We start from the raw sequence: 18,552 nt of genomic DNA on the forward strand, positions 1-18,552 counted from the left end.
GGGATCGCCGCCGCAGGAAGGCGCCACCGCCGATGGACAAGAAGAGTCTTCTCCTCGCGGTCCGGCAGGAGGGCCTCTGCTCTCTCTGCAAACAAGCGCTGATCGTCGGAGCCGAGTACGAACCAGACAGCCCACGCGAGTGGATCAACTGGTTCGCAGCCTCGAAGAAGATGCTCCACAGGCATCACTTCACCTACCGGCGAGACGGAGGCACGGACGAGCGGAACAACCTTCGCCTCGTGCACTCCGAACGCCACCGCCAACATCACGCTGGCGACGGCAAAAGGGCCACATAACCCTGCTGACCTGCGAAGCCCACGGGGCTTGTTTGAAACCGGATGCGCTGAAAGGCGCACGTCCGGTTCTGAGAGGGCCGGGTCACGGTAACGTGATCCGGCTTACCGACCACACCGACGGACCACGCTGACGGTGGGGAGCCGCCGAGACCGACGGGCACAGAGCGGGCGGGCACCCGCCGCCGTGCCGGTCCGGCACGGCCGTGTCAACGGCTGCCGGGTCACGCCTGCGGAGGATCCTCCGCATCGCGGACCAGGAGCGCGATCTGCACCCGGTTCTCGACCCCCAGCTTGGCGAACAGGCTGCCGGTGTGGGCCTTGACTGTCGCGACGGTGATGCGCAGCCGCTCGGCGATCTGCGGATTGCCCAGTCCGTCCGCGACGGCCCGGGCGGTCTCCCGCTCCCGTTCCGTCAACACGGACAGCCGCTCGCGCGCGTCCTCGCGGGAACGGCCACGAACGTGCGAGGAGTCCGGGCCCGTGGCCGCCGCGATCACTCGTGCCGTGGCCGCCGGGGACAGGATCGGGTGGCCGTCGGCCACGGTGCGCACCGCGTCGAGGATCCCCGCGGGCGGGGTGTCCTTGAGGACGAAGCCGAGCGCTCCGGCGCGCAGGGCCCCGAGCACCAGGTCGTCGGAGTCGAAGGTGGTCAGCATCAGCACCCGCGGCGGCGCCGGCCGGGTGAGCAACTCCCGGGTCGTCTCCAGACCGTCCCGGCCCGGCATCCGTACGTCCATCAGCACCACGTCGGGCCGCTGCTCGGCCACCACGGCGAGAGCGGCGTTCCCGTCGGCCGCCTTGGCCACGACGGTCAGGTCCGGTTCGCCGTCGACGACGAGCCGCAGGGCCATGCGCACCAATTGCTCGTCGTCGACGATGACAACCCGTACGGGATCACGTCGAGTGTCCACTCATGCGCCCCTTTCGTGGCGGTGGGCGGGGCCGTGCGGCCAGGGGAGCCGGGCGGTGAGAAGGTACCCGCCGTCGGATGTGGGGCGGTGGCCGAGTTCGCCGCCGGCGACGGTGATCCGCTCGCCGAGGCCCAGCAGGCCGAAACCGGAGGCCGGCGGCCCTGCGGGGCGAAGCGGGGCCGGGCCGTTACGGACGCCGATGTCGAGGGTGCCGCCCGCGGCGCCGCCGAGGGTGACCCGCACGACCGCGCCGGGGGCGTGCTTGGCGGCGTTGGTCAGCGCTTCCTGGACGATCCGGTAGCAGGTCCGTCCCACGCCGTCGGGCGGGGTCCCCGCCACGGTGTCGGTGAGCCTGACGTCGAGACCCGAGGCGCGGGTGTCGGCCACCAGGTCGGGAATGCGGTCGAGGGAGGGCTGCGGGGGTTCCGGGCTGCCGGGGTCGGCGCGGAGCACGCCGAGGACCTCCCGCAGCTCTTCCAGTGCCTGGTGGGAGCCCTCGGCGATACCGCGGACCAGGACCCGGCTCTCGTCGGCGGAGAGGTCACCGCGGTGGTCGAGTACCCCGGCCTGCATGGCGACCAGGGAGATGCGGTGCGCGAGGACGTCGTGCATCTCGCGGGCGATCCGGTTGCGTTCCAGGGCCCGTGCCTGCGCCGCCCGCGCGTGCTGCTCCCGTTCCGCGCTCTCCGCTCGTTCGCGCAGGGACCGTACCTCGACCCGCCGTGCCCCGACCGCCATGCCGGCGGCCACCGCGATTCCCGCGGTCAGCGCCGACACCACGACCTGGACCCACCACAGTCCCTCGGCCACGTCCTGCACCGGGTAGACCCCGCCGGCCAGCTGTGACGCGGCCACGTAGGCCACGACGACGACCCCGATCTCCACCGGGCGACGACGGGTGGCGACCGAGCACAGGGCCAACAGCGCGGCGCCGGTGGCGAGCGCCGACACGGCCGAGGCGATCGTGACCGTCACCGCGACCGCGCGGGGCCACCGCCGCCGCCACCGGAGCACCGTCAGGCAGCCCAGGGCCACCAGCGGATCTCCGACGAGGATCCAGAACCCCGGGTCGCCGGACCCCTTCCGCGCCAGCGCGACGGTCGCGAGCCAGACCGGCACGCTCAGGACCGCGGCGACCAGCAGCCGCCATGCGTGCTGCCACTCTCCGAGCCGCGGCACAACGTCATTGTTCACCAGGCCATTGTCGCCAGACCGTGCGACCGACGGATCAGACCGGGGACCGAGGCGCCTTCGACCCAGGTCTAACCGCTGCCTCTCCCGCGGTCGGAGGCGGAGCCGTCCGCCGGGCCGATGTGCCGACCGCGCCCGATGAACAGACTCGTTCACGTCCCGGTCGCCCCCCCCCACAGGAGGACACCTCATGCGCAAAAGCCTGTCCCTCGCTCTCGCCGCCGCCGCGTTGGCGGTGACCGCGGCGCCGTCACCGTCTGCGGCCGCGACGGCACCGCCGGGCGCCCTGCAGTGGGGCCCGTGCCCCGAGGGTGCCGCCGCTCCCCGCCTGCAGTGCGCCACGCTCCGGGTGCCGCTGGACTACCGCGACCCGGACGGCCGCCGGATCGAGGTCGCCGTCTCCCGGCTGGCGAGCGAGAAGCCGTCACAGCGGCGTGGCGTCCTGCTGACCAACCCGGGCGGCCCGGGCGCCTCCGGTCTTCTGTACCCGGCCGTGCTCGCCGTCTCCGGGCTGCCCCAGAAGGTGCTCGACTCCTACGACATCATTGGCTTCGACCCGCGCGGCGTCGGCCACAGTACGCCGGTGACCTGCGATCTGACGCGGGAGCAGCAGTGGCGCGGCAACTTCCCGCCGTACGCGCACACCGCGGCCCACGTCACCCGGGTGGCCGGGCCCGCGCGAAAGATCGCCGAACAGTGCGACAGCTCGCGGACGGCGTGGATGCTGCCGCACACGACCACCGCCAATACGGCACGCGACATGGACCGCATCCGGACGGCGCTGGGCGAGCCGAGGCTGTCGTACCTCGGGGCCTCCTACGGAAGTTACCTCGGCGCGGTCTACACGACGCTGTACCCGCGGCGCGGCGACCGCATCGTGCTCGACAGCAACATGGGGCCCGGCGGCTACGACATCACGGCCATGCGGCTGTTCGCCCGCGGGCTGGAGGACCGCTTCCCCGACTTCGCCGAGTTCGCCGTCGCGCACCCGGAGTACGGCCTGGGCTCCACGCCGCAGCAGATCAGGGCCAAGTTCTTCGAGCTGGCGGACCGACTGGACGCCAAGCCGCAACAGGACGTCGACGGGACCGCGTTCCGCGCGCACACCTTCGAACTGCTCTACGCGGACGGCTCCATGCCGCGACTCGCCGAGTTCTGGCAGGCGGCCGACACCGGCGCGCAACTGCCCCTCCCGGAGCCACCCGCGGACCTGGAGAACCTCATGGCCTCGCGCTTCGCCGTGGTCTGCGGCGACTCGCGCTGGCCGGGGACGATACGGCAGTACCAGCGCAACGTCGCCGCCGACCGGCTCAGGTATCCGATGCTGGGCGGCTCCACGTCGAGCATCAACCCCTGCGCGTTCTGGTCCCGGAAGCGGACGGAACCGCCGGTACGCATCACCGGCAGGGGGCCGTCCAACGTGCTGATGCTGCAGAACGAGCGAGACCCGGGCACCCCGCTCGCCGGCGCCCGGGAGCTGCGGCGGGCCTTCGGCGGGCGGGCCACGCTGGTGACGGTCGACCAGGGCGGCCACGGTGTCTATCCGTACGGCCGCAACACCTGCGCCAACGACGCGGCGACGAGGTTCCTGACTACCGGTGAACGTCCTGCGCGGGACCTCGCCTGTGCGGCGCGACCGGCCAAGTGAGCGAGTGACAAAGGAGCCGGAGATGTTCGAGGCGATGCGAAACCGCAGTGCCGCCCGGCGGATCACCCCTGGGGACGGCCGGCCGCTCCGGCGGTTCCGCTGGTGGCAGATGCCCTACCGCTCCCTGTTCCATCTCCGGCTGCCGGACGACGGCGGCGGGCATGCCGGTCTGCGCCGCGGACGTCAGACGCGGTCAGGACCAGTCCTCCGCGCAGGCCGAGGCCGACCTGTACCTCCCTCGACGGCAGCACCACGTCCGGTCGAGGCTGGTCCGACCGCGAAAGCGGACATGAATGCCTCCGTGGGTGGGTCGACGGGCGGGGGCTGGTAGCTGGAAGTGCTCCTGACGGGGTATGAGAGGGGCCGGACGCCGCGCCTCACGCCACGTCAGGAACGGGCGCCGCCGGATGAGCCCTCGCCCTTGCCGGGACTCGAGGAGCAAGAACGGCTCGATGACGGATCGGTGGTCGTGTCCGGCCGCAGTGCGACGGGACACGACCACCGGTCGGAGGGTTCTCACGCATGCCGTGCTCGTCACGTCCGTCCACCCCGTGCTCCCGAGGCCGTGCTCCGAGTCGTTGGCGATGCGCCACCGCCTCGTCTTCGTCGGTGTGGGGGATCACGGACAGTACCGGACGGGAGGTCTCCTCGCGGGCGATGGCCTGGGCGTTGCCGGCGTTGGCGAATACGGTCGGTGCGACGTAGAACCCCCCTCCAGGCCCGCGTCCTCGGGTCCGGGGGAGATCCCCCATGATCGGTCCGCCGGGCACGGACGAGACGACCAGACAGGGCGTGCGCCCCGCGAGCCCGGAGCGCGGGGCTGCGTGTGCGGGCGGGCGCTTCCGGCTCGGTGTGGTCGGCTCGGAGGAAGGAGTTGCCCCACTTACCGACTTTGCCGGTCAGGGACTGGCTGTACCGGTCGGTGACGGGGGAGACGGGGACCGCGCCGTGAAGAGGGTGTCCTGGGTGACCAGCCAGGAGGACATGAACCCCCCGTAGCTGCCGCCCATGAGTCCGACCCGGGCGGCGTCGACGATTCCGGCGGAGACCGCATGCAGGGCGGTGAAGACCGTGCACCAGGCGTGAGAGCGCCGGCACCGGCAACTCGTCACGGCCCGGGGCCCGTTCCGGCGGCGAGGGCCTACTGCACGGGGTCGGCTGCGAGGAGGGCGGCGAGGGTGTGCAGGGCCGCAAGCGCCTCGTCTCCCTCCGCGCTGAGCTCGAGCGTCTCGCCGTGCCGGGCGCCCAGCGTCATCACGGCGAGGAGGCTGCGGGCGTCGACGGGCGCCGAGCCCGGCCGCCCGACCGTGACCTTGACCGGCTGGCGGGCGGCCTCCTGGACGAACAGGGAGGCGGGGCGGGCGTGCAGCCCCTCGGCCGCGGCGACGGTGGCCTGGATGCTGGGCATGGGCGGTGTTCCTTTCGGGAGCCTGTTTCGGGGGTTTCGTCGGGAGCGGCCGCCGGTCGGACCGGCGGACCGCGTGTAGTAGTGACGGAGCGTCAGGACACAGACAGAGCCGTGCCGTTGGCCATTCCGGCGGGCGCGAGGCCGAGGCTCTCGGCCGCCGTCGCGCCGAGGTCGGCCAGGCTGGCGGCGTCGGGCAGGTGCGCGGTGGCCGTGCCCGGCCGGCGCACCAGGACGGGCACGTACTCGCGGGTGTGGAAGGCGTGGCCGAGGGTGGGGTCGTTGCCGTGGTCGCCGGTGACGATCAGGCGGTCGCCGGGGGAGTCCAGCACGGCGATCAGGTCGCCCAGCCCCTGGTCGGCGCGTTCGAGTACCGTGCCGTAGCGGTCGGCGTCCTGCTGGTGCCCGGCGAGGTCGGTCTCCTGCACGTTGGCGACGACCAGGGCGTCGCCGTCGGCGCGGGCGGCTTCCAGGGCGTGGGCGAGGACGTCGGCGGTCGGCACGGCCGGCCGGCGCACCGCGGCGTCGCAGGCGAGGATGTCGGCCGCCTTGCCGACGAGGGTGACCGGGATTCCGGCACGGGCCGCGAGGTCGGGGAGCTGGCGGGTGTGGTCCAGCGGAGCGCCCAGGTGCTGCACCTCGAGACCGCCGTTGCGGTAGACGCCGCTGGCGGGTGTGTCCAGACCGACGGTGCCGCCGTCGCCGCGGCGGACGAACGCGGACAGCGGGCCGTCCGCGTGGCCGCCGACCGCGATGACGCGGGCGACGGGCGCCACCGAGCGCACCGTTTCGGCGATGGAGAGGATCTGCCCGAACGACAGGTCCTCCAGGCGGCCGGAGACGTTCCAGTTGATGCCGGGGTCGGCCTCCAGGTTGTCGTGCACCAGCGCAGTCCCGTCCACGACCAGCACCGGCAGGTCCTTGAGCGGCTCCACGGCGTGCCCGGCGGCCCGCAGCGCACCGGCCACGGGGTCCAGGTGGTCGGCCAGGAGGGCCACGGTCACCGCGCTGAAGTCGGCGCCCATCATCGTCTGGTGGCCGGCGTAGGTGTCCGCGCCCGGGTAACCGAGGGCGGCCCGGCCCACCGCCACCGGGAGGCCGGTGCGGGCGGCCAGAGCGGGGTGCGGGTGGACCAGGCCCAGACCGAGGCCGGCCAGGGCGGGCAGCTTCAGGTCCCGGCCGTGGGCGGTGCGCCAGTGGTCGAGGAGGTGGCCGAGGGTGTCGGCGGCGGCGTCCCCGGGCCGCAGGGTTCCCGCGTCGGGCATGGCACCGACGCCGAATCCGTCGAGGACGACGATGACGGTCTTGCTCATGAGGGGGTCTCCTGGTCCAGGGCCCGGCCCAGTGCGTCGTAGAGGCCGCACAACCTCGGCGTGCCGCGGGAGAGTCCGGCGACGACGGCGACGTTGCTGCGGGTCACGAAGATCTGGGTGCGGAAGGCGAGGACGGCCGTGTCGCCGATCCGGGCGGCGTCGGGCGTAGCCGGCACGTCCAGCAGCCGGTAGTAGTCGATGTTCTCGGCGGGCGCGTCCTGCACGGCCAGCCGCGCTCCGGAGCGGGGCAGCAGCGCCTGCTTGATCCGGGCGCGGGGGTAGAAACCGCCGCCGAGGACGGCGGGGCGGCCGTCGGCGAGGGTGTGCGCGACCTCGGTGACGTAGACGTAGGCGGGGCGCTCGGGCTGGTGCGTGTCGACGGCGTGCAGCGGGGTGGTGCCGGTCAGCGCGTGTCCGGGCTCCGCGTGGGTGGCGCCGTGGCGGGCCAGCAGCGCGAGCGTGGTCACCGAGCTGGCGCTGGGCGCACTCAGCTTCAGGCCCTCGTGCCCACGGGCGGCGAGCCGGTCCCGGGCGGCCACTGCCAGCGGCAGGTTGGCGGTGGGCTCCGGCTCTCCGGTGACCGGGTCGCACAGCACGCACGGGAAGGCGGTGACACCCGCGATCCGTACGCCGGGCAGCCGCTCCACGCGCTCGGCGAAGTCGTCCAGCCGGTCGAGGGGTACGCCGCCCTCCTGGCCGGGGTAGACGGTTCCGGGGGCGCCCTGGAGCCGGACCAGGACGTCCTGGACCGTGCCCAGGCGTTCGGCTTCCCGGCCCACGGCCTCCGCGTTGGCCGCGTCGTAAACGGTGACGGCCTCGGGGCGCCAGGCGAGCACCTCGGGCAGCGAGCGGGTGGGAATCTGCACCAGGTGGCCGAGGTTTCCGGCCCGGGCCCCGGAGGCGTGCAGGATGCGGGCCTCGGGCAGGTCGATGGCGGCGAACCTCGGGATGTGTTGGGCGATCGCCCGAATCAGCTCGGGGTTGCGGCCGAACTGCTTGGCGACGAACCACAGCGTCATTCCCAGGCGTTCGGCCTCGGCGGCCAGCAGCCGCGCGTTGGCCTCGACGGCGTCGAGGTCGATCACGTACGTGTCGGGCGGGATCGCGCCACTGGTGTGCAGTTCGGCGGCACTTTCCACCAGTTCCGGATTGCGGGTCAGCACGGTGTCCAGGAACACGGTCAGTCGTCCTTGCGGTGGTACAGGTCGGCGAGGGAACGGCGCAGGATGTCCAGCACCAGGTCCGCGCCGGCGCGCATGGGGTTGATGCGGACCGTCCAGTCGGCGAGTTCGGGAGCGTCGTCGAGGTTCGATCCGGACATCCGGTAGAAGAGCGGCGCCACCTCGTAGCGGGAGTTGGACCCCACCGGGTAGGGCGCGGCGCCGTACCGCGCGGCGACGGCGGGCAGTTCCCGGGCCACGGGCCGCTCCAGACGAACCAGCAGGCAGCGGTCCTGGGCGTTGGCGACGCGGACCTCGGCGACACCGTCGACCTCCCCGGCGGCGAGCCGTTCGGCCGCCTCGGCGCCCGCCCGGGACTGGACGGCCCACATCACCGGTACGTGGGTGAGGGCGCGCAACGCGTCCAGCGCCTGGTGGCCCTGGACCTGGCCGCCGCCGGAGTAGTTGTCGGCGTGGACGCGTTCCACCAGGTCCCGCGAGCCGACCACGACGCCGACGCCCTCCGGGCCGTGCAGCTTGAACAGCGAGAAGCAGGAGGCGTCCGCGCCCAGTTCCACGCCGCAGGCGGGGACACGCATCACCGCGTAGTTGTCGTCGACGACGGTGCGTACCCCGTGGGCGCGGCAGGCGGCCAGGACCGCGCCCGGGTCGTAGCGGTCGGCCAGCCGCTGCCGGGTGTGCTGGACGTACGCCCAGGCGAACCGTCCGGACGCCAGGGCCTCGTCCAGGGCGCGGGGGTCGTTGAAGTCGACCTCGGCGGTGCGGACACCGAGCGCGCGCAGCGTGGCTGCGGTGGTGCGGTAGACCGGCGCGCGGTGGATCAGCAGTTCGGCGTCCGCGTCGAGCACGGCGCCGAGCGCCGCCCGGATGGCTCCCGTGCCCGCGCCCTGGACGAGGGCGGCGGCGTCGGCGCCGAAGAAGTCGGCGAGTACGGCCTCCACGCGTGCGGTCGTGCGGGGACGGCCCAGCCCGGGCACGACTCCGGCGTCGGCCGCGAAGAGCTGTTCGCCCTCGAAGTGGCGGGCGGTGCACTCCAGCAGCCGGAACTGCGTGGCGACGGCGTCGTCCAGGGGCACCGTCGGCAGCGGGAAGGTCTGCGGCAGGCGGGGTGCGGGACTAGTCATCGGAGCTCTCCCGCGGGTCGGCGCCGGCCAGGAAGCGCAGCGGGTTGCGGCGGGTGATCAGGTCGAGCGTGTCCGCGTCGACGCCCGCCTTCCGCAGTGCGGGGAGGAAGGACTGGAACAGGTGGCCGTAGCCGGTGCCGCCCTCGTCGGTCAGGTAGCCGTGGCGGGAGATGTCGCAGGAGAGGAGCGCGCGGTCGGCGTGTCCGGACTCGATCAGTTCCAGCACCAGCCGCAGCCGCGTCTCGTCGCTCTGGTAGCCGTTCTTGCCGACGGTGTCGAAGGAGACGTAGGCGCCCTCGGCCGCCAGCCGGCGGTGCACGGCCGGGTCGTCGAGGAGGTCCTGGTGGCCGAGGGCCACCCGGTGCGGGGGCAGGCCCTCGGCGGTGAGGAGGGCGAGTTGGGCCGGGCCGCCCACGCCCAGGTGGGCGTGGGTGGCGACCGGCAGCCCGGTACGGACGGCGGCGCGGGCCGCGGCGGTGAGCGTGCGCCGCTCGGGCTCGCTGGGCCGTTCCCCGTGGCTGCCGACCTCGGCGATGACACCCGGGGCGATGCCGGTGCCGTCGATGCCCTCGTGGACGTCGCGCACGAGGGTGTCGGTGAGCAGGCCGACGTCCGTCGCGCCCACCTCCTGCGGGTGGAAGGGCTCGTAGTACCACCCGGTGGCGGCGATCACGGCGACGCCGGAGGCCGCACTGAGACGGGCCAGCGACGCCACGTCACGGCCCATGCCGCGACAGGTCTGCTCGACGACCAGGGAGAGCCCGAACGCTTCGCGCAGGCCGGCCAGTTCACGGATGACCGGGTCGGCGTGCCGCGCGTCGAGCACGGCCTCGTCGTCGCTGTCGCGGCGCAGGTCGAGGGCGAGGTGCTCGTGGGCGAGGACGGGGCCGGTGACGGTGGAGGGGTCCAGTGGACCGGTGACGGTCCGGATGTGGTGCATGAGGGTGCCTTCCGGTTCCCGTTCAGCCCTTGACGGGCGTGAACAGGTCCAGCCAGTACAGGAGGTTGAGGACGACGCCGCCGACGATGACCGCGGCGGGAGCGGCGGCCATGCGGACCACGGGCCGGCCCATGGCCTCGTTCAGCAGGTACAGCCCGCCGACGACGAGGATGCCGAGCCCGCCGCCCATGGTGTTGGCGGCCATCAGCGAGCCGAAGAGGATCGCCAGCGCGAGGGTCTCGGTGATCGCGTTGCGCAGGTGCTCCGAGCTGTCGCGGACCGAGGGGAACACGCTCAGCAGCTTGCCCAGGCGGGACAGCAGCAGCACCTCGGCGGCGAAGACGAGGGCACCGCAGACCAGCGCCAGCCATGGGTTGGGCAGCAGGTAGCCGATCGGGTAGACCAGGGTGAAGCCGGCGATGCCGTAGGCGCCGGAGGCCAGCGCGGTCGTCGCGATCAGCGGGATGAATCCGAAGACGCGGTAGAAGTCGACCTGGGCCGCCCCGCTGTAGTCGCCCTTGGCGATCAGGAAGCTGGTGGCCTCGCCGCCGCCGAAGATGTGGAGCTGGGCCAGCAGACACACGCCCGCTCCCAGCAGCATGAACAGCGGCAGGTGCTTGCGCAGCCGGGCCGCGCTCGCGCCGAACAGCGAGGCCATCGGGTCGTCGTCCTCGGTGCCCGCGGTGTCCTGGCCCGTGGCGCCGCCGGTGGCGGCGGCCCGCTCGGCGCGGCGTTGGCGGATGTCACGGGAGGCGGCGAAGCCGATGAGCATCAGCACGCCCGCGGCCATCGCGATCGAGCCCGCGAACACGTTCGGCCACAGCTTCATCGTGGCGACGACCAGCGCCAGTTCGACCACGCCCGCGATGCCGCCGCGCAGCCTGCCGAACTGCTTGGTGATGGCGAGCACCGGGAAGAGCGTGAACAGGAACAGGATCGGAGTGGACATCTCCTGCAGGGCCGTCAGGAAGTCGACCGGCAGGCGGTGTGCCGCGCTGTTGGCGCCGCCGAGGCCGAAGACCACGACGGCGCCCCAGGCCGCTCCGAGGATCGGCGCCAGCCACCGCTTCGGCGAGAGGATGCCGAGGATGTCGGTGGGAAGGAACACCAGCCACGGGTTCAGCACGCCGGTGGACAGGGCCATCGGGGCCCCGAGGCCGAAGATGAATCCGGCGGACAGGCCGAACGACACCGCGGTGGTGGCGCTGCGTGTGCTCTCGCCCCGGATGAAGTCGAGCATGAAGGGCCGGACTCCGTCGTTGAAGACCGCCAGGGCCTGGTGCGATATGAGGGCCGTCAGGGCGCACAGGGCGATGACGACGGCTGCCTGGGGCAGCGAGAAGCTGAGATCGGTGCTGCCGGCGGCGAGAAACGTGGTCAAGGGTGGCTCCTTTTCCCTGCCCCTGCGGGTCGGGAACGGTCAGTTGCTCTTCGCGGCGATGGCACGCGTGATCACCGGGGCGACACTGTCGATCTGGTCCATGCTGAAACCGAAGACCTTGATGCCGTCGTCCAGCAGCGCGGTGACCTCGTCCTCGGTGGGCACGGAGCGCCCGAAGGTGTGGCAGGCCTTCTTGCCCATCAGGCCGACCAGGACACCGAGGGAGGCGCCCGCGCCGGTGTGGCAGGTGCCCAGGTAGTACTGGGCCTGGCCCGCACGCAGCTTCATCGCCGCGTCCATGTCGTTGGAGACGACGGCCTCGATGCCGTCGAGCGCCATCGCGGTGACGGTCTGGGCGACCTCGGTCTTGCCGACACCGCCGGTGAGGATCTTCGTCATGGTCTTTCCTCGATTCTTCTCGTAGGTCCTGTACGGGCTGTACGGGGTGACCCGGGTTTGCCGGGTCGTGGGCCGTCTGGGGGCCGCGGGGCCGGAGCGGGGTCAGGTGCGTGAGTGCTGGGCCAGGGCGGCGAGGTGCATGCCCAGGAAGTTGATCTCCGACTCGGGCAGGGCCGCCCCCAGCGCCGCCTCGGCCCGTGCGGCCACGGCACGGGCCGAGGCGACGGCCTCGGGGTGCTGGGCCAGTTCGGCCACCACCTGCTCGTCGGTGAGGAACTGTTCGATGGCCTCGCCGCTGAGCAGCCGGGTGAGCGCCATGACCAGATGGCTGGTGAGCATGCCGGCGGTTTCCTCGGTGACGACGTTTCCGGCGGCCGCCAGGGCATCGAGTTCGCCGGCGACGAAGTCGGTCACCCGCGGCTCGGCCTGGCCGCCCTCGCGGAACATCTGCAGCCTCAGTGCGAGCCGCTCTTCCATCTGCGTGGGTCCTTCCTGGTCCACTGCCCGTCCGGCGGCACTCGCCGCTCGTTTGACTCAGCAGTATTCGGGATTCTGGATTCTCCGACGGCGCGTCAGCTCCTCGCGAGGAGGGCCGGCTGACGCCCGGTCAGTAGGAGGGGAGGCGTTCGCCCCGTACCACTTCGTCCTGCAATGCGGTCACCAACGTCAGGTCCAGGGATCGGCGTACCGCGCGCAGGGCGCTCGGGGTGTCGGCCCGGCCGACGATCGCCGCACAGGAGTTGCGCAGGGCCAGCTCACGGCTCACCTCGTCGCCGAGCGGCAGCACGTCGACCCCTTCCCCCTTGTGCCGCCGCGCCTCGTCGAGGTTCGCCAGACTGGCGTCCACCTCGCCGCGGGCGAACAGGTCCCACAGTTGCATGTACGACGCCTCCACCCATCGCACGTCCGTACGGCCCGCGAAGGTGCGCTGGGTGAGCAGCTCGAGGTCCTCGGAGCTGCGGTCGAGGGCGATCCGCAGGCCGGCGGATTCCACGTCGACGCCCTGGCGCACCAGGAGGCCGTGCGCACCGACGTAGGTGGCCGGACCCAGGTCGGCGACCAGGGACAGCGGGTGCTGCGCCATCAGCCGGTCGGCGGCGAAGCGCGAGAGCACGACCAGATCCACCTTGCCTTCCAGCAGGGCGGCGACACGGGTGTGGGCGCCGCGCATGAACGTGACCGCGAACGGCGCCCGGGCCTGTTCGAACGCACTGCGCAGGCCGGTGGCGAGCCCTTCGTAGCGGCGTGAGTACGGCAGTGGCATCGCGGCCAGCAGGGTTCCGAGACCGGACAGGCGCCACAGTACGGACCGGTCCGCGCGGACCAGGAAAGTGCCCAGGTGCCCGCGGGCGACCGTCTTGATCGCGCCTGCCTCCTCCAGGAGCTGGAAGGCGGCCTGGACGGTGCCGTTGCCCACGCCCAGCTCCTCCGCGAAGTCGCGCAGGCGCGGCAGTCGGGTCTCTTCCTCGTGGTCGAGGAGCGACACCGCGAGTTGCCGTGCCGCCAGGCCGTTCCGGCTCAGGAGGGGCTCATCGATGCTGTTCACACCGCGACAATAAACAGTATTCTGCTTTTTGGCCAGGGTCTCGCCGGTCACACCCGCGATCCCCCCTCCTGCAGACCATCCACCTGGAGGTTTCCCCATGTCCATCCCTTCGGCCACCCCTTCGGTCGGCGCCGGTTCCGCTCGCCCCGGCCAGATCATGGCGCGCGAGATCGCCGAGCAGCCGGCCGTACTGCAGCGCGTGCTCGACGAGGGGGCGCCGCACATCCTCGGGGTCGCGAGGGCGATAGCGGCCCGCGGCCCGCGGTTCGTCCTGCTCACCGCGCGCGGCACCAGCGACAACGCCGCGCTGTACGCCAAGTACCTCGTCGAGGTGGTGCTCGGCAGACCGGCCGGGCTGACCTCGATGTCGACGGCGACGGTGTACGGCGCCGAGCCGGACCTGCGCGACTGCCTGGTGATAGCGGTGAGCCAGTCCGGCGGGTCCCCCGACCTGGTGGCCTCGACCCGGTCGGCACGGGAAGCGGGCGCGATCACACTGGCGGTGACGAACAACGCCGGCTCACCGCTGGCAGCGGTCTCGGAGTACCACATCGACGTCCTGGCAGGTCCGGAGAAGGCACTGCCGGCCACCAAGACCTACACGGCCGAACTGCTGTCGCTGTACCTGTTGGTGGAAGGGCTGCGCGGTTCCGACGGCGGGGCCGCGAGGGTGGTGCCGGAGCTGGCATCCTCCCTCCTTGAACGCCGTGAGGAGGTCCGGGCGCTGGCGGAGCGGTACCGGTTCGCACAGCGGCTGGTGCTCACGTCGCGCGGCTACGGATACCCGACGGCCCGGGAGGCGGCGCTGAAGCTGATGGAGACCACGTACATCCCGGCTCTCGCGTTCTCCGGGGCGGACCTGCTGCACGGGCCGCTGGCGATGGTGGACACCGCCTCGCCGGTGATCGCGGTCGTGCCCGACGGGCGCGGCGGCGACGCCCTGCGGCCGGTGCTGGAGCGGCTCCGGGGACAGGGGGCGGACCTGGCGGTGATCGGACAGCGGGACCAGGTGGACACGGCACCGGCCGGCTTCGTCCTGCCGGGCGGGGTGGCGGAGGAGGTCCAGCCGATCCTGGAGATCCTTCCGCTGCAACTGCTGGCCCACGAGGTCACCGTCGCCCGCGGCCAGGATCCCGACGCCCCCCGCGCCCTGGCGAAGGTGACCGAGACCCACTGACCGGGCTCCGGCACGGGCGCGGGACCAGGCAGCCACGCCCCGGGGCCGGCCTGCCCACCGCCGAAGGCCCGCCCCGTGCCGGTCTCTCCCGCCCGTGCCGTCGACCGGTGGGCGGCGAGTGTTCCCAGCGGGCGTGCATGCCGACCAAGGCGCTGCTGCGCACCCGGCGGCGCTGCGCGCCGCCGGGCAACTGCCGGGAGTGCGGGAGGCGGTCTCCGGCGACCGCGCCGTCGCGGCCGTGCTCCACCGTCGCGACGTCTCCGCCTCGGACTGGAAGGGCGACGGGCAGGTGTCCCGGCTCGGGACGGCCGGGATCACCCTGTACCGGGCGCACGGACGGAACGGCTCCGACCGGGTCGTCGAGGTCACCGACGAGTCCGGCGCCACGACCTCGCTGACCGCGCGACACGTGGTCGTGGTAGCGACCGGCGGCACCGCCGCGCTGCTGCCGGACACCCCCGGTCTGGCCGACGCGAAGCCGTGGAGCAGGCGCGAGGCCGCCGCCGCGCGCACGGTTCCCGGCCGGCTCGCCGTCATCGGCGGTGGCGGCGCGGCGTTCGGCTGAATCCATCCGTGAGCGTGGCGGGCAGTCGCGTCATCCACGAGGGCGCCGTGTCCGCCGTGCGACCGGAGCCGTCCACCCACGCCGGACGCAGGACCCGGTACGGCATCCGGCCTGGATCCGTCGCACCGAAATTCCCCACAGCGAGGAGTGCTCAGTGACCACTGCTCCATCTCGTCCCAGCATCGACACCGACAAGCCCCACCCCGCCCGCGTCCACGACTGGCTCCTGGGCGGCAGCGACAACTACCCCGCCGACCGGGAGGTCGCCCAGAACCTGCCGGAGGAGACTCGCGGCATTGCGGCCCGCAACCGGGCGTTCATGCACCGCGCCACCGCCTGGCTGGCGAAGAAGGGCATCACCCAGTTCCTCGACATCGGCACCGGTATCCCCGAGCGTCCTGCCGCACGCGGAAGCGCTGTTGACCAGCACCCCGGAAGGTGCCACCGAGTACCTCGACGCGGATGTGCGTCGGCCGCAGGCCCTCCTGGAACGCGCCGCCCGGGTACTGGACTTCGACCGGCCCATCGCCCTGTCCCTGCTTGCGGTCCGGCACTTCCTGCCCGACGACGCGAACCCTACGCTGTCGTGTGCACCTTGGTGAAGGGTCTCCCCCCTGGGCAGTCACCTGCTGCTTTCGCACGGGACGGTCGACCAGCACCCGGAGTGGGGGAGGAGGATCGAGTCCGGGTTCGAGAAGGGCGCGATCCCGCTGCGGCTGCGCACCCGCAGCGAGGTCGAGCCGTTCTTCGAGGGACTGGAACTCGTCTCGCCGGGGCTGGTGTACGCCACCGAGTGGTACCAGGAGGGCCCGGCGCCGCTGCCGGAGCGAAGCGCCTTCCACGTCGGCGTCGCGAGGTTGCCGGAATGAAGCAGAAGGCAAGTCGTGCGCCGACGAGGGCAAGGACTCGCACCTGTGCACGCCCTGTTGCGAACCACTCTCGCTTCCGCTGGGCCGAATGACGGGAAACTTCACGCCGGTGAGATCTTCGGAGACCCGGACGCGGTGGCCTTGCTGCTGACCGACACCATGCGCGAGCCGGGCACCGGCGGCATCGGGTCCGGCAGCAGCCCGGTGAGTGCGAAGAGACCGGGGTGGCCGGTGCCGACTGCGTCTCGGAGCCACCGGCCGTGTGCACAGCCGGCGGGCGGCCTGCCGGGCCGGGCCCGAGCCGGCCCGCTTCCGCATTCAGCCGAAGGACTCCCCCGGAGCCGGCCCCGACCTCGGCCCCTCCGGGGTGTGCTGCCCGTCGTTGACGTGCGTCGTTCCCCCCTCGGTAATGGCTGCACTCGAATCCACCGGCAGACTTCAGCCCAGCACCCGCCCGAGGAAGCCGCGCAGGTACCCCGCGACGATGTCGAGCCGGCTCTCCAGCAGGAAGTGGCCGCCGTCGATCAGGTGCACCTCCGCATCCTTGGCGTCACGGGCGAAGGCCTCTGCGCCGGCCGGGCCGAAGATCTCGTCGTTGCGTCCCCACACCGCGAGCACCGGCACCTCACTGCTGCGCAGGAACTCGTGCAGCAGCGGGTAGAGCGGGCGGTTGTTCCGGTAGTCGCGGAACAGTGCGAGCTGGACCTCGTCGTTTCCCTCGCGGGAGACGAGGGCGAAGTCGTGCTCCCAAGTGTCCGGGCTGACCAGGCTCGGTTCGGACACCCCGTGCAGGTACTGCCAGCGGATGGCGTCGATGTCCATTGCGGCACGGACGGCGGGCTCGGTGGCAGGGCCGGGGTCGGCCCCGTAGGCCCACACGTCCTTCCAGAACGACTCGACGAAGCCCTCCTCGTAGCCGTTGCCGTTCTGGGTGACGACGGCGGTGATCCGCTCGGGGTGCCGGAGTGCGAGGCGCCATCCGATCGGGGCACCGTAGTCCTGGACGTACAGGGCGTAGCGGTCGAGGCCCAGATGGTCGAGCAGCCCGGAGGTGACGTCGGCGAGGGCGTCGAACGTGTAGGTGAACTCGTCGGTGAGGGGGGCGTCGGAGTGGCCGAAGCCGAGGTGGTCCGGCGCGATGACGTGGTACCTGTCGGCCAGCAGCGGGATGAGGTCGCGGAACATGAACGAACTGGTCGGGTAACCGTGCAGCAGGACGATCACGGGGGCGTCGGCGGGGCCGGCCTCGCGGTAGAAGACCCTGTGGCCGCCGACGGTGGCGGTCCGGTGGTGCACCGAACTCATGTCTAACCCCTTTGGATGCTTGATGTGGTTAGGTGTCGCCAGGCAAGCACGGGGTGGACTAACCTGTCAAGCGACGCAATCTGGTTAGAGAGAGGGTGGTGTGCGATGGACGCCCTGCTGGACCTGCTCAACAGCAGGCCGCTGGTCGACGGAAGGGAACAGGACGCGCTCGGCGACCCTGCCACCGGCACCCGCTGGGCGCGGGAGCACGGCGGCGACGGCAGCCTCGCCGAACTGGCGCTGCTGCGTGCGGCCCGGGACGCCCTGCGGGACGTCGTACGCGGGGAACGCGCGCCCGACGTGCTCAAGCCGTTGCTCGACGGGGTCCGTCAGACACCGGAGATCACGTCGGACGGTCTGGAATGGACGCTTGAGACTCCTCCGCACGCCCGGCTGGCCGTCGAGACGGTGCTCGCCTGGGCGGCCACCGAGAAGCGGCTGCCCGGCCGACTGCGCCCCTGCGCCAACGGCGAATGCCAGATGTTCCTGCTGGACCGCAGCCGCGCCAACCGCGCCCGCTGGTGCTCAATGGCCGTCTGCGGCAACCGCGAAAAGGCACGCCGCCACTACGAACGCACCCGCTGACCCGAGCCCGGCCGGCCGGGCGATCACCTGCCGAGGCCCGTCCAGGAGAGGGCCGGCGGCGACAGCGCCACGGGCATCGGCGGTGTCGGGAAGAACGGGATCGGCGGGACCGAGGGGCCAGCAGCGGCAGGACGAGCCGTCGCCGTCGCGTCGGTGGCAGCCGCGTCACCGCCGTCTCACCGAGCACCGTGCGACCGGTTCGCCACCCGGGCTCTGGCGTCGGGGGACGGTTCTGTGAGGATTTCGCCGCAGGCGGCCGGGCGCTTCCCTGCGTGTGGCGAGGGCGAACGGATCCCCTGTCGCAGAGTTCATGTTGATGGCGAGCCTGTGGGCCGGGCCTGCGAAGACCGAAGGCGCGCGGGTGCAGCCTGGTGACAAGTACTACGGGGATCAGTCCTTCACGGTGTCCGAGACCCGTGGCTGAGCCCCTGGCGGGTCCTGCTCGGCCGGGACGGTCCGTACGTCAGCCACCGGCACAGTCCGTCCCCGGCGGGGGAGACGTCGAGTTTCTCCCGGGCTGTCTGACCGGGAGCCCGAAGATGCGGTGCAGTGCCTGTGCGGCCCGGGCGGGCGACAGCGCCGGCCTGGTCCTCACCGCGTGCCAGGACGCCGCGGCGCGGGGGGGTGCCCCTATGTGTTTGGTCAAGGTCGAAGGCCAGTAGGTTCGTGTGGTTGGGGGCAGGCCGAGCCGTAGGGGTGTGCATGAGTGATAGCCA

At 72.3% G+C, this 18,552-nt stretch carries 18 protein-coding genes and 1 pseudogene; 5 read left to right on the forward strand and 14 right to left on the reverse strand.

Annotated elements, in window-relative coordinates:
* Positions 1-517: 517 nt before the first annotated feature.
* The gene (locus IG88_RS0122855) at positions 518-1,207 is read right to left on the reverse strand and encodes a response regulator transcription factor (protein ID WP_031044249.1); all 690 of its coding nucleotides are present in this window, start codon (positions 1,205-1,207) and stop codon (positions 518-520) included.
* Positions 1,208-2,401, reverse strand: a complete 1,194-nt coding sequence (locus IG88_RS0122860; protein WP_420712094.1) for a sensor histidine kinase — start codon at positions 2,399-2,401, stop codon at positions 1,208-1,210.
* A gap of 187 nt (positions 2,402-2,588) precedes the next feature.
* Here IG88_RS0122860 and IG88_RS0122865 point away from each other — a divergent pair, with 187 nt between their 5' ends.
* Positions 2,589-4,046 carry an alpha/beta hydrolase gene (locus tag IG88_RS0122865; RefSeq protein WP_031044254.1) on the forward strand — a complete coding sequence of 486 codons (1,458 nt, stop codon included), beginning with the start codon at positions 2,589-2,591 and terminating at the stop codon, positions 4,044-4,046.
* A 377-nt stretch (positions 4,047-4,423) separates the two neighbouring features.
* Here IG88_RS0122865 and IG88_RS45150 read toward each other — a convergent pair whose 3' ends face one another.
* From IG88_RS45150 to yhfZ, 11 genes are all read right to left on the reverse strand, one after another.
* Positions 4,424-4,798, reverse strand: coding sequence for an aldehyde dehydrogenase family protein (locus IG88_RS45150; protein WP_324609007.1), 375 nt, complete (start codon positions 4,796-4,798; stop codon positions 4,424-4,426).
* A 147-nt stretch (positions 4,799-4,945) separates the two neighbouring features.
* Complete coding sequence (locus IG88_RS44980; RefSeq protein WP_267884665.1) at positions 4,946-5,158, reverse strand: alpha/beta hydrolase family protein; 213 nt, start codon at positions 5,156-5,158, stop codon at positions 4,946-4,948.
* A gap of 29 nt (positions 5,159-5,187) precedes the next feature.
* Positions 5,188-5,454 (reverse strand): HPr family phosphocarrier protein, encoded by a 267-nt coding sequence (locus IG88_RS0122875; RefSeq protein WP_030401108.1) that lies wholly within the window; start codon positions 5,452-5,454, stop codon positions 5,188-5,190.
* A gap of 92 nt (positions 5,455-5,546) precedes the next feature.
* Positions 5,547-6,764, reverse strand: a complete 1,218-nt coding sequence (locus tag IG88_RS0122880; RefSeq protein ID WP_031044259.1) for a phosphopentomutase — start codon at positions 6,762-6,764, stop codon at positions 5,547-5,549.
* Positions 6,761-7,942 (reverse strand): alanine racemase, encoded by a 1,182-nt coding sequence (locus IG88_RS0122885; protein ID WP_031044262.1) that lies wholly within the window; start codon positions 7,940-7,942, stop codon positions 6,761-6,763. The genes IG88_RS0122880 and IG88_RS0122885 overlap by 4 nt, the downstream gene beginning before the upstream one ends.
* A gap of 2 nt (positions 7,943-7,944) precedes the next feature.
* Entirely contained in the window at positions 7,945-9,069 is a 1,125-nt protein-coding gene (locus IG88_RS0122890) for an aminotransferase class V-fold PLP-dependent enzyme (protein WP_031044264.1), read from the reverse strand.
* A complete protein-coding gene (locus IG88_RS0122895; RefSeq protein ID WP_031044268.1) occupies positions 9,062-10,009 on the reverse strand; it encodes a phosphotriesterase family protein in 948 nt (315 codons plus the stop codon). Before IG88_RS0122895 ends, IG88_RS0122890 begins: the two co-directional genes overlap by 8 nt.
* 22 nt (positions 10,010-10,031) lie before the next feature.
* On the reverse strand, positions 10,032-11,390 hold the full coding sequence (locus tag IG88_RS0122900; protein ID WP_031044270.1) for a YhfT family protein: 1,359 nt from the start codon (positions 11,388-11,390) through the stop codon (positions 10,032-10,034).
* 39 nt (positions 11,391-11,429) lie between these two features.
* Entirely contained in the window at positions 11,430-11,789 is a 360-nt protein-coding gene (locus IG88_RS0122905) for a DUF2620 domain-containing protein (protein WP_031044273.1), read from the reverse strand.
* Positions 11,790-11,891: 102 nt separating this feature from the next.
* Positions 11,892-12,266 (reverse strand): PRD domain-containing protein, encoded by a 375-nt coding sequence (locus IG88_RS0122910; RefSeq protein WP_031044276.1) that lies wholly within the window; start codon positions 12,264-12,266, stop codon positions 11,892-11,894.
* Between the two features lie 130 nt (positions 12,267-12,396).
* Positions 12,397-13,335, reverse strand: coding sequence for a GntR family transcriptional regulator YhfZ (yhfZ, locus tag IG88_RS0122915; protein ID WP_031044278.1), 939 nt, complete (start codon positions 13,333-13,335; stop codon positions 12,397-12,399).
* Positions 13,336-13,432: 97 nt separating this feature from the next.
* On the opposite strand from yhfZ, the gene IG88_RS0122920 reads away from it, so the two are divergent.
* The 3 genes and pseudogenes from IG88_RS0122920 (at position 13,433) to IG88_RS38890 (ending at position 15,946) form a co-directional block, all read left to right on the forward strand.
* Complete coding sequence (locus tag IG88_RS0122920) at positions 13,433-14,512, forward strand: SIS domain-containing protein (RefSeq protein WP_031044281.1); 1,080 nt, start codon at positions 13,433-13,435, stop codon at positions 14,510-14,512.
* 133 nt (positions 14,513-14,645) lie between these two features.
* Positions 14,646-15,077 carry a hypothetical protein gene (locus IG88_RS0122925; protein WP_199807487.1) on the forward strand — a complete coding sequence of 144 codons (432 nt, stop codon included), beginning with the start codon at positions 14,646-14,648 and terminating at the stop codon, positions 15,075-15,077.
* A 154-nt stretch (positions 15,078-15,231) separates the two neighbouring features.
* Positions 15,232-15,946: pseudogene (locus tag IG88_RS38890) on the forward strand (SAM-dependent methyltransferase).
* Between the two features lie 438 nt (positions 15,947-16,384).
* Here IG88_RS38890 and IG88_RS0122935 read toward each other — a convergent pair.
* Complete coding sequence (locus tag IG88_RS0122935) at positions 16,385-17,251, reverse strand: alpha/beta fold hydrolase (protein ID WP_031044285.1); 867 nt, start codon at positions 17,249-17,251, stop codon at positions 16,385-16,387.
* 105 nt (positions 17,252-17,356) lie between these two features.
* On the opposite strand from IG88_RS0122935, the gene IG88_RS0122940 reads away from it, so the two are divergent.
* Entirely contained in the window at positions 17,357-17,836 is a 480-nt protein-coding gene (locus IG88_RS0122940; protein ID WP_030401097.1) for a CGNR zinc finger domain-containing protein, read from the forward strand.
* Positions 17,837-18,552: the final 716 nt, after the last annotated feature.

This window comes from Streptomyces sp. NRRL F-5650 (assembly GCF_000721365.1).
Lineage (GTDB): Bacteria > Actinomycetota > Actinomycetes > Streptomycetales > Streptomycetaceae > Streptomyces > Streptomyces ardesiacus.

Excerpts from the sequence above, each read along its gene's own strand:
- IG88_RS0122865 (WP_031044254.1), top strand. The coding sequence starts at position 2,589 with ATGCGCAAAAGCCTGTCCCTCGCTCTCGCCGCCGCCGCGTTGGCGGTG.
- IG88_RS45150 (WP_324609007.1), bottom strand. The coding sequence starts at position 4,798 with ATGGGGGATCTCCCCCGGACCCGAGGACGCGGGCCTGGAGGGGGGTTC.
- IG88_RS0122875 (WP_030401108.1), bottom strand. The coding sequence starts at position 5,454 with ATGCCCAGCATCCAGGCCACCGTCGCCGCGGCCGAGGGGCTGCACGCC.
- IG88_RS0122880 (WP_031044259.1), bottom strand. The coding sequence starts at position 6,764 with ATGAGCAAGACCGTCATCGTCGTCCTCGACGGATTCGGCGTCGGTGCC.
- IG88_RS0122890 (WP_031044264.1), bottom strand. The coding sequence starts at position 9,069 with ATGACTAGTCCCGCACCCCGCCTGCCGCAGACCTTCCCGCTGCCGACG.
- IG88_RS0122895 (WP_031044268.1), bottom strand. The coding sequence starts at position 10,009 with ATGCACCACATCCGGACCGTCACCGGTCCACTGGACCCCTCCACCGTC.
- IG88_RS0122905 (WP_031044273.1), bottom strand. The coding sequence starts at position 11,789 with ATGACGAAGATCCTCACCGGCGGTGTCGGCAAGACCGAGGTCGCCCAG.
- IG88_RS0122910 (WP_031044276.1), bottom strand. The coding sequence starts at position 12,266 with ATGGAAGAGCGGCTCGCACTGAGGCTGCAGATGTTCCGCGAGGGCGGC.
- IG88_RS0122920 (WP_031044281.1), top strand. The coding sequence starts at position 13,433 with ATGTCCATCCCTTCGGCCACCCCTTCGGTCGGCGCCGGTTCCGCTCGC.
- IG88_RS0122935 (WP_031044285.1), bottom strand. The coding sequence starts at position 17,251 with ATGAGTTCGGTGCACCACCGGACCGCCACCGTCGGCGGCCACAGGGTC.
- IG88_RS0122940 (WP_030401097.1), top strand. The coding sequence starts at position 17,357 with ATGGACGCCCTGCTGGACCTGCTCAACAGCAGGCCGCTGGTCGACGGA.